Source organism: Mesorhizobium australicum WSM2073 (assembly GCF_000230995.2).
Lineage (GTDB): Bacteria > Pseudomonadota > Alphaproteobacteria > Rhizobiales > Rhizobiaceae > Mesorhizobium > Mesorhizobium australicum.
In genome coordinates this window covers 6,031,226-6,046,422 of record NC_019973.1, presented here as the reverse complement: position 1 = coordinate 6,046,422, position 15,197 = coordinate 6,031,226, and the positions used below count along the sequence as shown (strand labels likewise).

Here is a 15,197-nt window from a genome sequence, read left to right as displayed (position 1 = left end):
CTTTCGCAGGTTTGGTGCAGGGGGCGGGTTCGCGCCGAATGCTAACAAAAGTGGGAATCGCATGCATAAAGTCGTCAGAAGCCTCTGGCCGAGTCGATCCGGTCCTAGATGACACAGGAGGATTCGCTGACCGTCCAATGGCCCGCCCTTCACAGCAGTGATGCGGCGAGCAGGCTTCGTTCGCGGTCTGGCAAGGTCTCGAGACGACCGGCTGCTTGTGCTTGGGATCGAGGTCATGGCCGAGGGCGTGGAGACAGAGGCAGCCGACAAATTCTGCACAAGCTTGGCTGCAGAACCGCTCAGGGCTTCCTATTCTCAGCGGGGGTCCCTCTGCCCCAATCACTTGAATTTGCAGTAAAGGAGCACGCGAAAGAGTTGTGACCGGTACCAGCTGTTGCTGACTGCATCAAGAAGAGCGTCAAAGGACGAGATGGGTGCTGGAAATGGACATGAGGTAATAGGCGGTATAAAGCGGCCAGTACGACGATGTAGCTGTGGTTCCGCGAAGTTGTGCAAAAAAAGGGCGGCATCGCTGCCGCCCTTTCCGTATTGCGCAGGTAGCGTGGATTAGAAATCCATGCCGCCCATGCCGCCCATGCCGCCCATGCCGCCGCCGCCCATGCCGCCAGGCATGCCGCCGCCGCCAGCCGACTCCTTCTTCGGAGCCTCCGCGATCATGGCTTCGGTGGTGACCAGCAGGCCGGCGACCGAGGCCGCGTCCTGAAGAGCCGTGCGCACGACCTTGACCGGATCGACGATACCCATGGCGATCATGTCGCCATATTCGCCGGTCTGGGCGTTGTAGCCGAACGTCGCGCCCTTGTTCTCAAGGATCTTGCCGGCAACGATCGATGCTTCCGCACCGGCGTTGGCCGCGATCTGGCGGGCCGGAGCCTGCAGCGCACGACGAACGATGTTGATGCCAGCGGCCTGGTCGGAGTTGACGCCGACAACGTTGATGCTCAGCGAAGCGCGCAGCAGTGCGACGCCACCACCAGCAACGATGCCTTCTTCGACGGCCGCGCGGGTCGCGTTGAGGGCGTCATCGACGCGGTCCTTCTTTTCCTTGACTTCGACTTCCGTCGCACCGCCGACGCGGATCACCGCAACGCCGCCGGCGAGCTTCGCCAGACGTTCCTGCAGCTTCTCCTTGTCGTAGTCCGAGGTGGTCTCCTCGATCTGCTGCTTGATCTGGGCAACGCGGCCCTGGATCTCGGCCTTCTTGCCGGCGCCGTCGACGATGGTGGTGTTCTCCTTGGAGATCGACACCTTCTTGGCGCGGCCGAGCATGTTAAGGCCGACGTTCTCGAGCTTGATGCCGAGGTCTTCCGAGATGACCTGGCCACCGGTGAGGATGGCGATGTCTTCAAGCATGGCCTTGCGGCGATCACCGAAGCCCGGCGCCTTGACGGCGGCGATCTTCAGGCCGCCACGCAGCTTGTTGACGACCAGCGTGGCCAGAGCCTCGCCTTCGACGTCTTCCGAGATGATGAGCAGCGGCTTCGAGGTCTGCACGACGGCTTCGAGAACCGGCAGCATGGCCTGGAGGTTGGAGAGCTTCTTCTCGTGCAGGAGGATGTAGACGTCCTCGAGCTCGGCAACCATCTTGTCGGCGTTGGTGACGAAGTAGGGCGAGAGGTAGCCGCGGTCGAACTGCATGCCTTCGACGACTTCGAGTTCGGTCTCGGCGGTCTTGGCTTCCTCGACGGTGATGACGCCTTCGTTGCCGACCTTCTGCATCGCTTCCGCGATCATCTTGCCGACCGACTCGTCGCCATTACCGGCGATCGTGCCGACCTGGGCAACTTCCTCGGAGGTCTTGATCTTCTTGGCGTTCTTGATCAGCGTCGCGACGACTTCGGTCACGGCCAGATCGATGCCGCGCTTCAGGTCCATCGGGTTCATGCCGGCGGCAACGGCCTTGTGGCCTTCCTGGACGATCGACTGCGCCAGAACGGTCGCGGTCGTCGTGCCGTCGCCGGCGATGTCGTTGGTCTTCGAAGCAACTTCGCGGACCATCTGCGCGCCCATGTTCTCGAACTTGTCTTCAAGCTCGATTTCCTTGGCGACGGTGACGCCGTCCTTAGTGATGCGCGGGGCGCCGAACGACTTGTCGATGACGACGTTGCGGCCCTTGGGGCCGAGCGTGACCTTCACCGCGTCGGCGAGGATGTTGACGCCGCGCAGCATGCGTTCGCGGGCATCACGGGAGAATTTGACGAGCTTCACAGCCATTTTTTTGCTCCTGGGCAATTCGGCCTAAATTCAGATTGGATGTGATGAAAGGCGACGGCGTGTCAGCCGATGATGCCCATCACGTCGGATTCCTTCATGATCAGAAGGTCTTCGCCATTGAGCTTGACTTCGGTGCCCGACCACTTGCCGAACAGGATGCGGTCGCCAGCCTTGACGTCCAGCGGGACCAGCTTGCCGGCTTCGTCGCGGGCGCCGGAACCGACGGCAATGATCTCGCCTTCCTGCGGCTTTTCCTTTGCCGTGTCCGGGATGATGATCCCGCCCGCGGTTTTGGATTCGGATTCGACCCGGCGAACGACCACGCGGTCATGAAGCGGGCGGAACTTCGACTTTGCCATTTTTTCTTCCTCGGTGAGAGCGGTGAGAAACACCGTCCGGCCCACGCCGGACAAACTGCAAAGCCCGGCTTTGCCGGACTCGTTGTTAGCACTCATCACGAGTGAGTGCTAACAACGGGAGGATTAAGGGGTAAGCCGGAGATAGTCAAGACGAAATAGGGCAGGCGAACGAGCAAAAGTTCATCAAGCTCTCAGGCAAGGGACCACGGCACGTGAGCGAAGCTGGCAGCAGCCGGCCGGAGATTCCTCAAGGGAAACAAGCGCGCCTGAATAGGCGCCGCAACATCAGCCGAGCCGGTGCAGAAGCAGGCGACGGCCAACTGGCGGCCGCCGATCTCGACAGCCGCGACAACCGCCTCGGTACATACGATGCTCCAGTCGATGGCGAGATCGTGAAGCGCCTCGCACTTTGACATTGCCTCCTGGATTTTGTTTTCGCCGAAGGTGCTGATGCCGACCTCGAAGGCATATCGCAGGATCTGGGCCGGCACCGTCTTGGTGACTGGCAGCAAACGCACGGAGGCTCGGTCGCGCCCGGCCCGTGCGCAAGCAAGCGTGATGCGCTCTTCAACCGACGCCAGATTGGTGCGGAAGCGGGTAAGGGGATTAGGCCCGAAGCGTTCGACGTCCTCGGGCGAAAGCGGCGGATTGTTCGTGCCCATTGTGATCTGCCCATCCGCCGATTGAAACAGTTGAACACTCCTGCTGACTTCGTCATTTGGCATTCTCAGCAGTGCGACAAGTTTTGACAATTTATGTTCGCCTACCATCCCCAGCGGCTTTGGAGGGCTAAGAGCCTGTGAATTTCTTTGAAGAATCCGTTGCAACGCCTGCATGCTGCGCGGGGGCTGATCAGGCAGCGAGACTTGCGAACTGCTTGGGCGAGGAGGCATTCGGATTGAAGGGGTATCTCGCTTGTGGTTTGCTCAAAACCAGGACGCAGGGGTTGCTGCCGCTTAACTTACAATTGGTCGGCCAGCCCACCACGGCTGTCGCCGCATCACCGCACCTGCGCACAGGTGCGCTTCGCGAGGAAGTCCATTCGGGAACAAACCCACTCGCAGTGCTGGTAGTCGGCAAGCGGTTTGTCGCTGCCAAGCTCATCAGGTGCGCTCAATCTGCCGCGGCACCCGACGCCCTCAGAATGGACATGGCGCGGTCGATTCACACTAGAGCCGCCCCGGTAGGATCGGCTCCGTCGGCCAGACCAGACGGTGGCTGACCTTTCTCAACTCCAACCAATCAGGGGCGCCAGGAACAGTTCTGGGAGTGGCTCGCGAGTGATATCGGTACGCGAGGCAGCGCGCCTCGTCCAAGGGTGAAGATGCGCAGCCGAACTTGATCTGCCACATGCCGGCTTCGAACTCGCCCACGCGACCGTTTCTGGCGAAGTGACCCTGCATTACACCTGTGTAGTTTGGCGTAGGTTGGGACAGATTTTCTAAATAGTCCGGCGGAGCCGAGGGCCGACTTCCTCGAACCCGTCCCGTAAGTAGAAATCGAGCGTGCGTTTACATTTTGGTTGCGCGGGTGCTCCAACCTCAAGTCGCTTCCAACCACGAGCGCGGCCTTCCTGCAAGGCGACCTCGAGCAGACAAGGGGCAATCCCTTTGGAGCGCATCTCGGGTCGAACATACAGCTCCGAGATCTGGCCGAACTTGCCTCCTGCATAGATCGCTGTGCACTCATTCAGTACGATTATGCCGGCCGGCTCGCCACCTTCACTTGCGATTACAGCGACCGCGCCAGCGTTGGCAAGCACTGTCGCCGACGAAGTCGGGCGTGGGCGCTTTCCCGCCAGAGAGTTCATCGAGTAGCGCGTGAATGAAACGGGCGACCGTCTCTGCGTCCAATGAGTTGGCCCGTCGAGTAGATACGAAGGCATGGTTTCTCCTTCTCCTAGTGGTCGGCGTCCCGATTCGTGCTGCCAATCGCAACCTGCGCTTGCAAAAAACGGAACTGGGAATCCGTGCATGATGGAGGGCTGCTCTCCTTTATGGCAAGCCATTCTTGGGAAAGCAAAACCGTCGCACGCTCGTCCAAGCCAGGAATCCCTTACACCATCTGACCGCACTCGAAGCAAGATTCTGCTTAGCTGCTAGCGAGGACCGAGCTTGCGGACCCCGACAGACCCCATGGTCACCGTCGGGCGATTTCCCCAATCAGCCGAACATATTCGCCTTCCGGTTGCCCATATGTGCCAGCTGCTTGGGCAACGAGGCCATGGCGGTCTCGAATGACGATTTCACCTCGTCGCGAACGGATGAGGCCACGGCCCTCGAGCACTTGGAGCCCAACGGTGACCCCCGGCCGCCTTACGCCGAGCATAACAGACAAGAACTCGTGTGTGATCGTAATGCGTTTGTCGTGAATTCGGTCGTCACACATCAGCAGCCACCGCGCCAGGCGCTCTTCAAGACTCGCCCGTGCGTTCATAAGGGCCGTATAGCTCGCCTGAATGTGAAGATAGTGGACATAGCGCAAGAGGAAGAGACGCAACGTCGGGCTGTCCACCAGAATCGTCTTGAATGGCTCAACTCCGATTCGCACTGCATTGCCTGCGAATTGCACGTAACAATCGTGCGCGGCATAGTCGGCACCCATCACCAGCGCGGAACTAGTCATTCCCTCTAAGCCAATGAGGCCAACTTCGGCATCCTTGCCGTCCGAAGTCATCGCGACAACAGAGCCGATGCCTTCCTCGAGGAAGTAAATCGCCTCTATCCTTGAACCGGCAGTCTCCAACGGCATTCTCAGATCAAGGGCACATCGCTCAAAATGCGGCTCCAAACGCGCGAGGTCGTCCGCGTTAAGCCGTCGCAGCAATTCGTTTTTGTAGGAAGCATTCACTGGATTGGTCATGGCTCAATCCCACTTGGGGCAAGAGCATTCCAATCTCCTTGCCGTCCGCGCCCGTAAAAACGTGCAGACGATCTTGTGACACTACGCGCCTTGGTACGACAATGACAGCGGAATGCGAATCGATGCACGGCGAGCCCCCGCCGCGTGATTACAAAAGACGCGAGAAGTATGTCAGAGTGGGAAACGTACCAAACTCAGCTTTGTACGAAACCGACATTCTGAAGTCCCAGCTCTTTCCCGTTACCTGTCGTCCTAGCGCGCCGATTCCCTTGAGCTTCGTGATAATCGCACGAACTCCGGCATTTAGAGCCGGCGCGCTTTCAAATCGTAACTGTTCACTGAGAACGACACCTCGCGCTCGGGGATGCCGCTAGATGTAACCACTCCCCAATGCCGCAGCGCGTCCGGTCGGCCGCGTTGGGGGGCGGAGGATTTATGTTGTCGTCGCCGATCGCTCGGATCTACGATTGCTCGGAAAGTTGCGTCGGCGGGACGTCAGCAACACTCAGCGTGTCCGATAGAAATGCCCTAGTGGCGGCTGGCGGATTTATTCTGTGCGGGGACACGTTTGCGGATCGAGTGATGTCAGCCCGGGGCCGTCTGGTCCAATGTCGCGCGGATAGCGCCGAATCCCAACTCATCGATGATCATGTTGTGGCGACTGGCCGTCACCACATCCTGCAGGATGGGCGGCCGTTCGGACTTGCCTTTGTTCGAGCTCAGTTTCCGCTGATGACGGAGCATGAGGTACTTTGGCGAATTCACCCGGCCAATCTACATTCGCGCTGCCGCGAGAATGTTGTGCAGGCTCGGCCTCAATGTCGCCGCACCGCACTTCCGTGGTTATCGGGCGTCCGCGACGCATGGGCACGGTCCGAGATCACGAGTGCTGTAGGCACTGGCTAGCATGCCGCGCCCGGCTGTGAACGAGGCGACATGACATTGCCGTGTATACGCAGGTGCGCGCGCCGGGGTCGCTTGCTTTTAGCGAACTTGCATGGCTGTATGGTTTATGAAAATGGCCGGGGGGCTATATGACCATATACCTGTTTCTAGTGTCGCTGCATTCGGCTTGCTTATCCCACTCTACTTTATTCAGCGTGAACCGACCATTCTCGAGACTTTACGGCCAGGCAGCGGGTCGCCTGGGACCGAAAATTAGCTGCGGTGATTCAGGCGGATTTCGGTTGAGGAAAACAGTGCGGCCTGTCGTCGCCGGGTGGAGGGGAGCGTGGCGATGGGCTTAAGCAGGTTTGAGAGACCAGTCGTCGTTCAGGTCAACCGTAACAGCTCTGAACGCATCGTGCTTGAGGTGAATGACGCGGCAACTATTTTGATGCGGGATCTTCGTTCTCAGACCAAGAAGCGGAATGCAGCGATGGATGCCTGTCTGCACGTGTTGCGTGGTGAGGCTCATCCGCCAACTGCAAGGCGGGCATTCGTTGCGGCCGCGCTCGAGGCGAAGATTCTACGCGGCGATTAGACTAGCGCGAAGGTCGGCCGGATATCCATTCAGGTTCAATCCTCCTCCCGATCGAAGCATAGAATGGGAAGTCCCTCTGCGTGATCATGGCGCGATCAAGCAGGATGGCGCGGAGCATGCCTCCGGTGATCTAGGTTTAACAGCTTCCAACGCCCGCAGACTTAGCTCAGCTATTGAACAGAAATGCCGCCTGGAACTCCCGAAGGGCGCCTCGACCGGTGCAGAGGGTTCATTTGAAGATCACCTCGACGCATGGCGGACACCCTCGCGCCCGACACCGCCTGCTTCGAACCACCAACGGAGTTGCTTTGAAGACATTCGCTCGGTGTTGATCCCAACTTCCCTTGTTCCAAAGCTTCCGCCACAGGACGGATACGGTTCTTGGGCGGCAACCCCGTAAATCGTGCCATTGGCGTGACGCACGACCTGCTCTCCATACTCGAAGCGAATGACGGGAGCTGAGCGGCCTTGAATTTCTCTTCCTGAGCCACTGTCATGTCACTGGCTATCTGTGGAAGAAAGTACCGTCCCTGCTTAAGCGTCGAACGGTAGACGGGCAAGGCGGGTCGCGAACTGATCCAGGGCAGGGTGATCCACCGCCACCCCAGATAAGTAGACGGCCAGACTGCTGCTAGGAAGTCGAACGCTGGACACGCATGGCCACCGACAGAGCGTCACGCGCCTTCGAGCGCCTTCTTCGGATGGATCCTGATGTCGGCCTGCTGGCGCGAGCCCGGACGGTCTGATTGCCGTCTTCAACCTCGAAAACGGAGAGCAGTGATGGCAATCCCTCCTTACACAGCTCCTTTCGCGCAATGCCTATGATATCGTGATCGTTGGTGACGCGGTAGTCGGCTCGTCGACGGCGTATTGGCTGAGCCAGGCACTGGGCAAGGACGCCTCGATCCTCCTCGTCGAACGGGACAGCAGCTATGAATCCTCTTCGACGGCGCTTTCCACCAGTGCGATCCGCCAGCAATATTCCAATCCGATCAACGTGAAGTCAGCCAGTTCGGCATCGAGATTATCCGGAGGTTCCAGGAGCGAATGGTGCCATTCTACGCCTGTGCCGGCGCCCGATCTCGGCTTCAAGGAACACGGATATCTTTACTGCTGCTCGCCAGAAGGCGTGCAAGCGGCGCGCGAACGGGTCGACTTGCAGCGCAGCTTCGGTGCCCACACCGTGTTCCTCGAGCCCGGCGCTTTAAAGCAACAGTTTCCGTGGCTGAACGTGCGTGATCCTGGCGGCGGCTCGTGGGGCGCTCGCGATGAGGGCTGGTTCGATTCCATGGGGATGATTCAGGCCCACTCAAACGCCGCCGAAAACACGCCGATCTGCGACGTTCTGATAACAAAAAATAAATCCTATCATGGACAATCAGCGACAATCGGTACGCAGAGATCAGCTCTGACGGACCGTTTGACGGACCTCCCACATATTGCCCACCCGAATTTTTCTGGGTACCGTCACAACCAATGAGGCTCGTGACGGTACTTTTTTGCCCGTTAAGGCACTGAAAAAAAGGGATTTCCTGCTGCCGAGCCTTGAAATTGTACCGTACGGTCTTTTTCAGGAGACCATTGGGATGCTGACGGACGCCGCCCTTAAAGCGCTGAAACCAAAAGAAGAGAGCGCACGTCGTCGGTAGCGGCTGACGCCGGCAGCGCGGCGACGAAGAGTTTCATCTGCGAGACCGCGTGTCGGAGAATTGCGTCCCGTCGGTCGAAAAGCTGATGTCCTTGAAGTGCCAGTAGCGATGCATGTTCTTGTCGGCATAGCCGATGTTCTGCCCCGTTGGCGTGTCGTCGTCCTTGGTGTAGCCGTGGGCAGGGTCTTTGATGTCATCAGCCCAAACCGCCGCATGAACGAAAGCATACTGCGCCTTCTTGTCGTCCGGCACGCCGGCAACCCAGCTCTGATAGTCGGGGTTCAGTTTGATCGGGGCATCGGCCTTGGCCTTCGCCTGTGCGCTCAGCTTTGAGTAGGCCACGGCGGCGATCTGCATGGGGCCGCCGTCCCACCAGGCCCAAGGCGGGAGCCGATGATAGGATCATGAAAGAACGGAACCAAAGACGAGCGCGCCACGCATGTATTCCTCCCCAGAGCCAACATCGCTGAGACGACACGGCAATGAGACAAGGTGCCTGCACGGAAGACCGAAACCTCTTCTGGATTCGACAACAAAAGACAAATAGCGCATGATCCGTCTTGGGTTGGGGAATTCATTCATGCGTGTGCACGAATTTTCGTGCGTGTTGTCCGTGGTGCTTATCTCGGGCTGCGCAGCCGACTATTTGAACAATTTCGATTCGGTGACGCTCGCCGCTGGCGATGCGTACCACGCCAACATGCTTTTGCAGACGGTCGATCCATTCAATCCCAACAGCAACAACACCCATATCGAGGGCGACGGCGTACGCGCCGCAGCAATCGTCAACAGGTATCGAGACGTGGCCGCAACTGCCGCAGCTGTGCCATCTGGCGGTGCTGATTTGGACTGCGCAGGCGGCAAGGGAAACAATCCGGTCGCACCCCATCGGGTGAAAATCACCAACGGTGATCCTAACGGACTAGATCGCGATCGCGACGGCATCGGGTGCGAGTGAAAGCGGCCAGGACGGTGGAACGATCTCGCTACGACAATCGGTCCGACAAGCTGAACCGCGCCGGAGCCAAGCAATATCGCCCGCGCCGGTGGGCTGGCATGCCTTTGCGAGTGATCTACGTGACGGTAGCCGCGGCTTCGGCTTTGGTGGCGCAGTTCTTCATGCAACACAGCGGCTCATTGCCCGAGGTCACCTACAGAATCTGACCAAGCCGGCTCCAGCGCCGATTGCCGGTGTCGCCTCCATCATCGATGGCGACACGATCGAGATCCATGGGCAGCGTGTCCGCTTCAATGGCATCGACGCGCCCGAGAGCCGGCAATACTGCGACGACGCCAAGGGATTCGAATATCCATGCGGGCGCCGTTCCGCCGAAGCGCTGGACGGCTTCCTAGCAGCCTCGAGGCCGGTCAACTGTACGCTCGGGACTTGGTCGCTACGGCCGGTTTGTTGGTGACTGCAGGCGCGCCGACGGTCGAGCGTCGCCGCCTGGATGCTCGAGCACGGCCAAGCGCTCGACTGTCCAAAATACAGCGATGGCGCCTATGCAAAACAACAGGCCAAAGCGAAGGCCGAAGACCGATCTTTGGGTCGGAACGCTTCTGCCGCCATGGGACTAGCGGGCGCAGCATAGCGACGATGCGCAAGCGCCGCCGGCACCGCTTTTTGCGATTGGCAACGGCAACTCCGGCTGCAATATCAAAGGCAACATATCAGCCAACGGCGAGCGCATCTATCACGTGCCTGGACAGAAGTACTACAACGTCACCAAAATCACCGAAGCCAAAGGCGAAAGATGGTTCTGTTCAGAAGCGGAGGCCATGACAGCGGGCTGGCGGCGATCGAAGCGCTGATCGGTTTTGCGGGAGGATATTCCGTTCGTTTGACTAATTTGGTGGCGTCTCGACGGGACGGCGGAAACGTCTATGTTGCAGACCTATTTGTGGACTGCACTCGCTGACGCATATGATTGCCGCTTGTTTGATGGGCGGCACCGCTGTCTATGCAAGTTCGCCATCGCGACCGAATTCACTCAATCCGTAAAGACTTGGTGCATCACCTGTTGATAATTGTTCAAAGAACGAGTCGCTGGAGTGCCTACCGCAAAAAAATGTTATGATTGAACAAATCACGAACAAGGAGACGAAAATGTCTGAATTTGCAGCGGGTGACGTTGTTTAACTGAAATCCGAGGGTCCTCAAATGACTGTTGAGCAAGTAGGCAAGACGAGCATGACGGACGAGGACGGCGTGTGGTGCGTGTGGTTCGAAAAGATCGGAAACAAGCAAGTCGTTCAAAGAGAAACTTTTCCGCCGGTGGCGCTGAAAAAATACGAACGCCCCGCCACCGGATCGATTGCGGTGCACAGAGCCTAACCATGATCCGCGCAGCGTTTATTGGAATCAACAAACATCTTGATCCGCTTGCGCGGGAACTGAGCGGCGCTGTGGGTGATGCTTCGACTTTGTGCGCGGTGCTGTCGGATTCTATTGACCGGTTTCAGCCAACGCTTATCACTGACCACGACGCGACTTATGCGAGGGTTTCGGCCATCTTTGACGATGTGCTCGACGGTGCATCAGAAGATGACGTCGTCATCCTGTTTTTTGCCGGCCACGGCACGCAAGACCACCGATTAGTTTTGACGGATACGCGCTCTGACGACGTTCCGGGAACGACAATAGACATGACGGAGATTGCCGCGAAGTTTCGGACTTCGCGAGCGCGCGCTGTCCTGCTTTTGCTAGATTGCTGCTTTAGCGGTGGCGCGCCGGCACGCGTTCTGGATGTCGGATACATTCCGCGCGCAGCGGGGATGCCGCTCGCCGAAGTTGGTGGACAGGGCCGTATTCTTTTCGCTGCATGCAATCCAAACGAGGAGGCCCTCGAAGACCCCCAAACACGCCACGGTCTTTTTACGAAGGCGATTTTGGATTGCATACTGGAGAGTGATGGACCGGTGAGCGTGGTTGCGATGGTGGACCGCGTTGTGCAAATGGTCCGCGCCAACGCTGCCCGATTCGGTTACGAACAGACTCCGGTGATGTTCGGTCATGTCGAAGGAGAGCTAACCCTGCCGAAAGGTATGCGCGGTGAATGCTACCGCGCGCTCTATCCAGAAAGAGGCACGGTCACTGTTACAGGTCCAATTGGGGAGCTTTCGGCCTACGGAATTCCTCAGAATGCGCTGAACGCTTGGAGCGATCGTTTCCCCGCCGGTCTGAATTCATTGCAGATCGCCGCTGTGAATAGCCATGGCGTGCTCGATGGAAAATCTCTTCTCGTCGTAGCGCCGACAAGTGCCGGCAAAACGTTTGTCGGCGAGATGGCAGCACTGAAAGCAATCGGCGAGGGAAAGAAGGCGGTTTTCCTCCTCCCTTACAAAGCGCTGGTCAATGAAAAATTCGAAGATTTCTCTGCGCTCTATGGCGACCTTTTGAATCTGCGCATCGCCCGATGCAGCGGCGATTGGCAAGATCAGGTTGGCGACGTTCTAAGGGGTAAGTACGACATAGCCTTCTTCACTTACGAGAAGTTTTTGGCTCTGTCAGTTTCCTCTCCACACATCCTTCACCAAATCGGTCTTGTGGTGATTGACGAAGGACAGTTTATCACAGAGCCGGGTCGTGGGATGGTTGTGGAGCTAATCCTCACCAATCTTTTGAGTGCACGCGAGCGGGGGATTGCACCTCAGTTGGCGACCCTGAGTGCGGTAATCGGCGACACAAACAACTTTGAGCGCTGGCTTGATTGCGAACTTCTCCTTACGACCGAGCGTCCGGTTCCCTTGACAGAAGGTGTCATTGATCGGAGCGGCGTGTGGAAGTTGCAGCGTCCTAATGGTGAGGTGGAGGTCGCGCAGTTGTTCGCACGCTGCGAGATACGGCAGCGCCGGGATAAGCCATCTTCCCAAGACGTTCTCGTACCGCTGGTTCGGCATCTCGCCGGTCAGGGCGAAAAGGTCATCGTCTTTCGTAACGCGAGAGGACCATCCGCCGGTTGCGCGGAATATCTCGCGGCCGAGTTGGGTTTGCCGCCAGCACAAGCAATCGCGGACATGCTGCCGGGAATGGATCGTTCGGATATGTCCGAACGCCTTCGCCGCGCGCTCAACGGCGGCGTTGCCTTTCACAACGGTGATCTTAATCGCGAAGAACGCATGATCGTGGAGAGAGGCTTTCGCGATCCAAACGGTGGGATTCAGGTCTTGGTGGCGACAAGCACCGTAGCTGCCGGCGTAAACACGCCGGCTTCGACCGTCATCGTGGCCGAAACGGAATTTCGCGGAGTGGAGCCGCAGCCTTACACTGTCGCTCAGTATAAGAACATGGCGGGCCGTGCAGGTCGCCTAGGCTACGAGACAGAAGGCAAAGCCATAGTTCTCGCCGACACCGGCATGGAGCGAGAGAATCTCTTCCGGCGCTACGTTCAGGGAAGTCCCGAACGCATCCAGTCTTCCTTCGACGAAAGAAGCCCGGGCACGTGGGTCGTTAGACTTCTGGCGCAGGTAAAGGATATTCCAAGCAATGCGGTTGTCGATCTGGTGGCAAACACCTATGGAGGATTTGTTGCCTCGCTGAGAGATCCCGCCTGGCGCGGCAGCATGTCAACCCGGCTCCTCAATTTGATGACGAGGATGCAGCACGATGGGTTGATTGATGAGCGCGATGGAAGGCTGAGGCTAACGCCTCTAGGGCGCGCCTGCGGCGAGTCACCCCTCAGCTTGGAATCCAGTATGCAGGCTGTTGAGCTGCTACGCCAATTGCCGCCGGATTCGATAGGGCTAGAGACGGTTCTCGTTTTATTGGAAGCACTGCCCGAACGCGATGAAGACTACACGCCTCAAACAAGACGCGGTGAGCCGCAACGGCAGCAACAAGTTTCGCAACGCTTTGGCCAACATGTGGCGCGTGCCCTATGGCATCGTGCGGAAAGCGATGTGAAATATTACGGTCGCTGCAAACGTGCGCTCATCGTTTCGGACTGGATCGAAGGCGTTACAATCACGGATATTGAGACTGGCTACACCACCAATCCGTTTTCGCCCATTCGTCATGGCGACATAAGGGGTTTTGCTGACGGTACCCGCTTCCTGTTGGACTCGGTGCTCCGAATAGCTGCGATCGTTCTTGGTCGAGCTGATGATCCGGATGAGGTGAGTACTTTGCTTAAACGCCTTGACCTTGGAATACCCGGCGCAGCCTTCTCCTTGACTGAATTACCTATCGTCTTAGCGCGCGGCGAAATCCTCGAGTTGTGGAGAAACGGATATGGAAGTCGAGAGCAAGTCGAACATGCAACCGAAGCCGAACTCGTATCCTTGTTGAACGCGAGAGGGAATATGTTGTACGCCGCATTGCACGAGGAACTTGCTATCACTGGGTCCTGAACAGCCTTCGTATGGCTGCGGTCGATAGGAAGGCAGGGGTTGCGATGGCTTTTTCACGCCCGCTCCAACCTCATTTGGCCAACAGATCGCGATGCGGCAACATGGCATGTAATGGTCATCACAAGACCGATGACCGTGCCCAGATTTTGCCCTGAGGAAGAGAACGCGACCACTCCCCTCAGATAGAAATGACCAAGCCCTGCTCGCCTTGGGCAGGAAACACGCAGTGGTAATTGAAGCGGCGCATTGTCTCGGGGTCGTTCCAGATCGTGGTGTTCTCTTGCGCATAATTGAAATACAGAACCTTTTGACGCACCGGGTCATTCACAAGGATTCTTGCGATAGTTTCGGGATCGGGGTGGTTGTGGCGCGAGCCATCCGTCGAAAAGGCGAATGCCGTGCAATCGAGAATCCTAAGAATCTCTGGCGAGGTATTGGCCTTGCTGCCGTGATGGGAGACTTTGAAGCAAGCGAGGGGATAGGGTTCGGCCTCGCTCGCTCCGAGCTCCCGCAAAGCGCGCTCCATGATGCCCGGATGGGCATCGGCGCCCAAAAGGACGCGGCGACCGCCGAACTCGGCAATGAAGGCGATGCTGCTGCGATTAGGCGCGGCGGTGTCTTCCTTGAAGCGTTTGGAGGCGAGTTGCTCGACGTCCAGCCCGGACAAGGGCTCGCGATCTGAGCCAGGTTCGCCCATTCCGTGGTCAGGGTCGAATGGGCGGAGTCCATTGGCTTCAAGTTCGTCCATCCAACGCGGGATCAGCGCGGCAAGATCTGCATCGTTGGGCGAGAGTAGGCGAATCGCGAGCCCGGCGAAGCTAATTTCGCCACTTGCCTCCGGGCTCCCACGTGAGGCTATGCGGCTGGCGAAGCGGGAGTTCCATTTCCAATTGAACTTATCGATGCCGGACGAAAGCTTTTCGCCCTGCTCGGCGTTGAGCGGCTCGGTTTCGAGACCCGCTGTAATGCGGTCGCGCGCTTCGACAAGGTGATGGTAGGCATTGAACCACACCTCTTTGGGATTGAACGGCGCCGCGGCCTCGCGCACCAAAGGCATGGCTCCTTCGATGTGATCGGCATCGATGTGGCTGATTACGAAGAGTTCGCAGTTGCTCATCTCCTTTAGCGCAGGCCGGGCAGTGCCGTAGTCCTTTGTGCGGCCGAGATCGACCAGGGCGTGATACGAATGGTCCTCATCGCCCCAGGCGAGGACAAGCGCATCGCCCTCAGACGCCGGATTCATGGTGAGTGTGAACATTG

General features: G+C 58.3%; 12 protein-coding genes and 1 pseudogene. 6 read left to right on the top strand and 7 right to left on the bottom strand.

Going from position 1 to position 15,197, the window contains the following annotated elements; genetic code table 11:
• Positions 1-567: 567 nt before the first annotated feature.
• The 5 genes and pseudogenes from groL to MESAU_RS28910 all read right to left on the bottom strand — a co-directional run bounded on the left by groL (position 568) and on the right by MESAU_RS28910 (position 5,456).
• Positions 568-2,235 carry a chaperonin GroEL gene (groL, locus tag MESAU_RS28935; protein WP_013533568.1) on the bottom strand — a complete coding sequence of 556 codons (1,668 nt, stop codon included), beginning with the start codon at positions 2,233-2,235 and terminating at the stop codon, positions 568-570.
• Between the two features lie 62 nt (positions 2,236-2,297).
• On the bottom strand, positions 2,298-2,594 hold the full coding sequence (gene groES, locus MESAU_RS28930) for a co-chaperone GroES (protein ID WP_013533567.1): 297 nt from the start codon (positions 2,592-2,594) through the stop codon (positions 2,298-2,300).
• A 191-nt stretch (positions 2,595-2,785) separates the two neighbouring features.
• Positions 2,786-2,962, bottom strand: a pseudogene (locus tag MESAU_RS32145) (alanine racemase); the annotation flags it as partial.
• A 1,073-nt stretch (positions 2,963-4,035) separates the two neighbouring features.
• Positions 4,036-4,404 (bottom strand): GNAT family N-acetyltransferase, encoded by a 369-nt coding sequence (locus MESAU_RS28915; RefSeq protein WP_245262926.1) that lies wholly within the window; start codon positions 4,402-4,404, stop codon positions 4,036-4,038.
• 329 nt (positions 4,405-4,733) lie between these two features.
• Positions 4,734-5,456, bottom strand: coding sequence for a Crp/Fnr family transcriptional regulator (locus tag MESAU_RS28910; protein ID WP_013533564.1), 723 nt, complete (start codon positions 5,454-5,456; stop codon positions 4,734-4,736).
• Between the two features lie 1,237 nt (positions 5,457-6,693).
• Between MESAU_RS28910 and MESAU_RS28905 the strand changes: the two genes are divergently transcribed.
• Together MESAU_RS28905 and MESAU_RS30845 are read left to right on the top strand one after the other, a co-directional pair.
• Complete coding sequence (locus MESAU_RS28905; protein ID WP_041163934.1) at positions 6,694-6,939, top strand: DUF982 domain-containing protein; 246 nt, start codon at positions 6,694-6,696, stop codon at positions 6,937-6,939.
• An 829-nt stretch (positions 6,940-7,768) separates the two neighbouring features.
• On the top strand, positions 7,769-8,419 hold the full coding sequence (locus MESAU_RS30845; protein WP_157163676.1) for an FAD-dependent oxidoreductase: 651 nt from the start codon (positions 7,769-7,771) through the stop codon (positions 8,417-8,419).
• Between the two features lie 202 nt (positions 8,420-8,621).
• Here the strand turns inward: MESAU_RS30845 and MESAU_RS29705 are convergent, their stop codons facing one another.
• Positions 8,622-8,945 carry a phospholipase C/P1 nuclease family protein gene (locus tag MESAU_RS29705; RefSeq protein ID WP_013897122.1) on the bottom strand — a complete coding sequence of 108 codons (324 nt, stop codon included), beginning with the start codon at positions 8,943-8,945 and terminating at the stop codon, positions 8,622-8,624.
• 223 nt (positions 8,946-9,168) lie between these two features.
• Here MESAU_RS29705 and MESAU_RS28890 point away from each other — a divergent pair, with 223 nt between their 5' ends.
• From MESAU_RS28890 to MESAU_RS28880, 4 genes are all read left to right on the top strand, one after another.
• Positions 9,169-9,546 (top strand): calcium-binding protein, encoded by a 378-nt coding sequence (locus MESAU_RS28890; RefSeq protein WP_013533563.1) that lies wholly within the window; start codon positions 9,169-9,171, stop codon positions 9,544-9,546.
• Positions 9,547-10,217: 671 nt separating this feature from the next.
• Entirely contained in the window at positions 10,218-10,400 is a 183-nt protein-coding gene (locus MESAU_RS32520; protein WP_476738568.1) for a sunset domain-containing protein, read from the top strand.
• Positions 10,401-10,728: 328 nt separating this feature from the next.
• The gene (locus MESAU_RS30835) at positions 10,729-10,923 is read left to right on the top strand and encodes a DUF2158 domain-containing protein (protein WP_276325708.1); all 195 of its coding nucleotides are present in this window, start codon (positions 10,729-10,731) and stop codon (positions 10,921-10,923) included.
• A gap of 2 nt (positions 10,924-10,925) precedes the next feature.
• Positions 10,926-13,937 carry a DEAD/DEAH box helicase gene (locus tag MESAU_RS28880; RefSeq protein ID WP_013533561.1) on the top strand — a complete coding sequence of 1,004 codons (3,012 nt, stop codon included), beginning with the start codon at positions 10,926-10,928 and terminating at the stop codon, positions 13,935-13,937.
• A gap of 178 nt (positions 13,938-14,115) precedes the next feature.
• Here the strand turns inward: MESAU_RS28880 and MESAU_RS28875 are convergent, their stop codons facing one another.
• Positions 14,116-15,195, bottom strand: a complete 1,080-nt coding sequence (locus tag MESAU_RS28875; protein WP_013533560.1) for a ComEC/Rec2 family competence protein — start codon at positions 15,193-15,195, stop codon at positions 14,116-14,118.
• Positions 15,196-15,197: the final 2 nt, after the last annotated feature.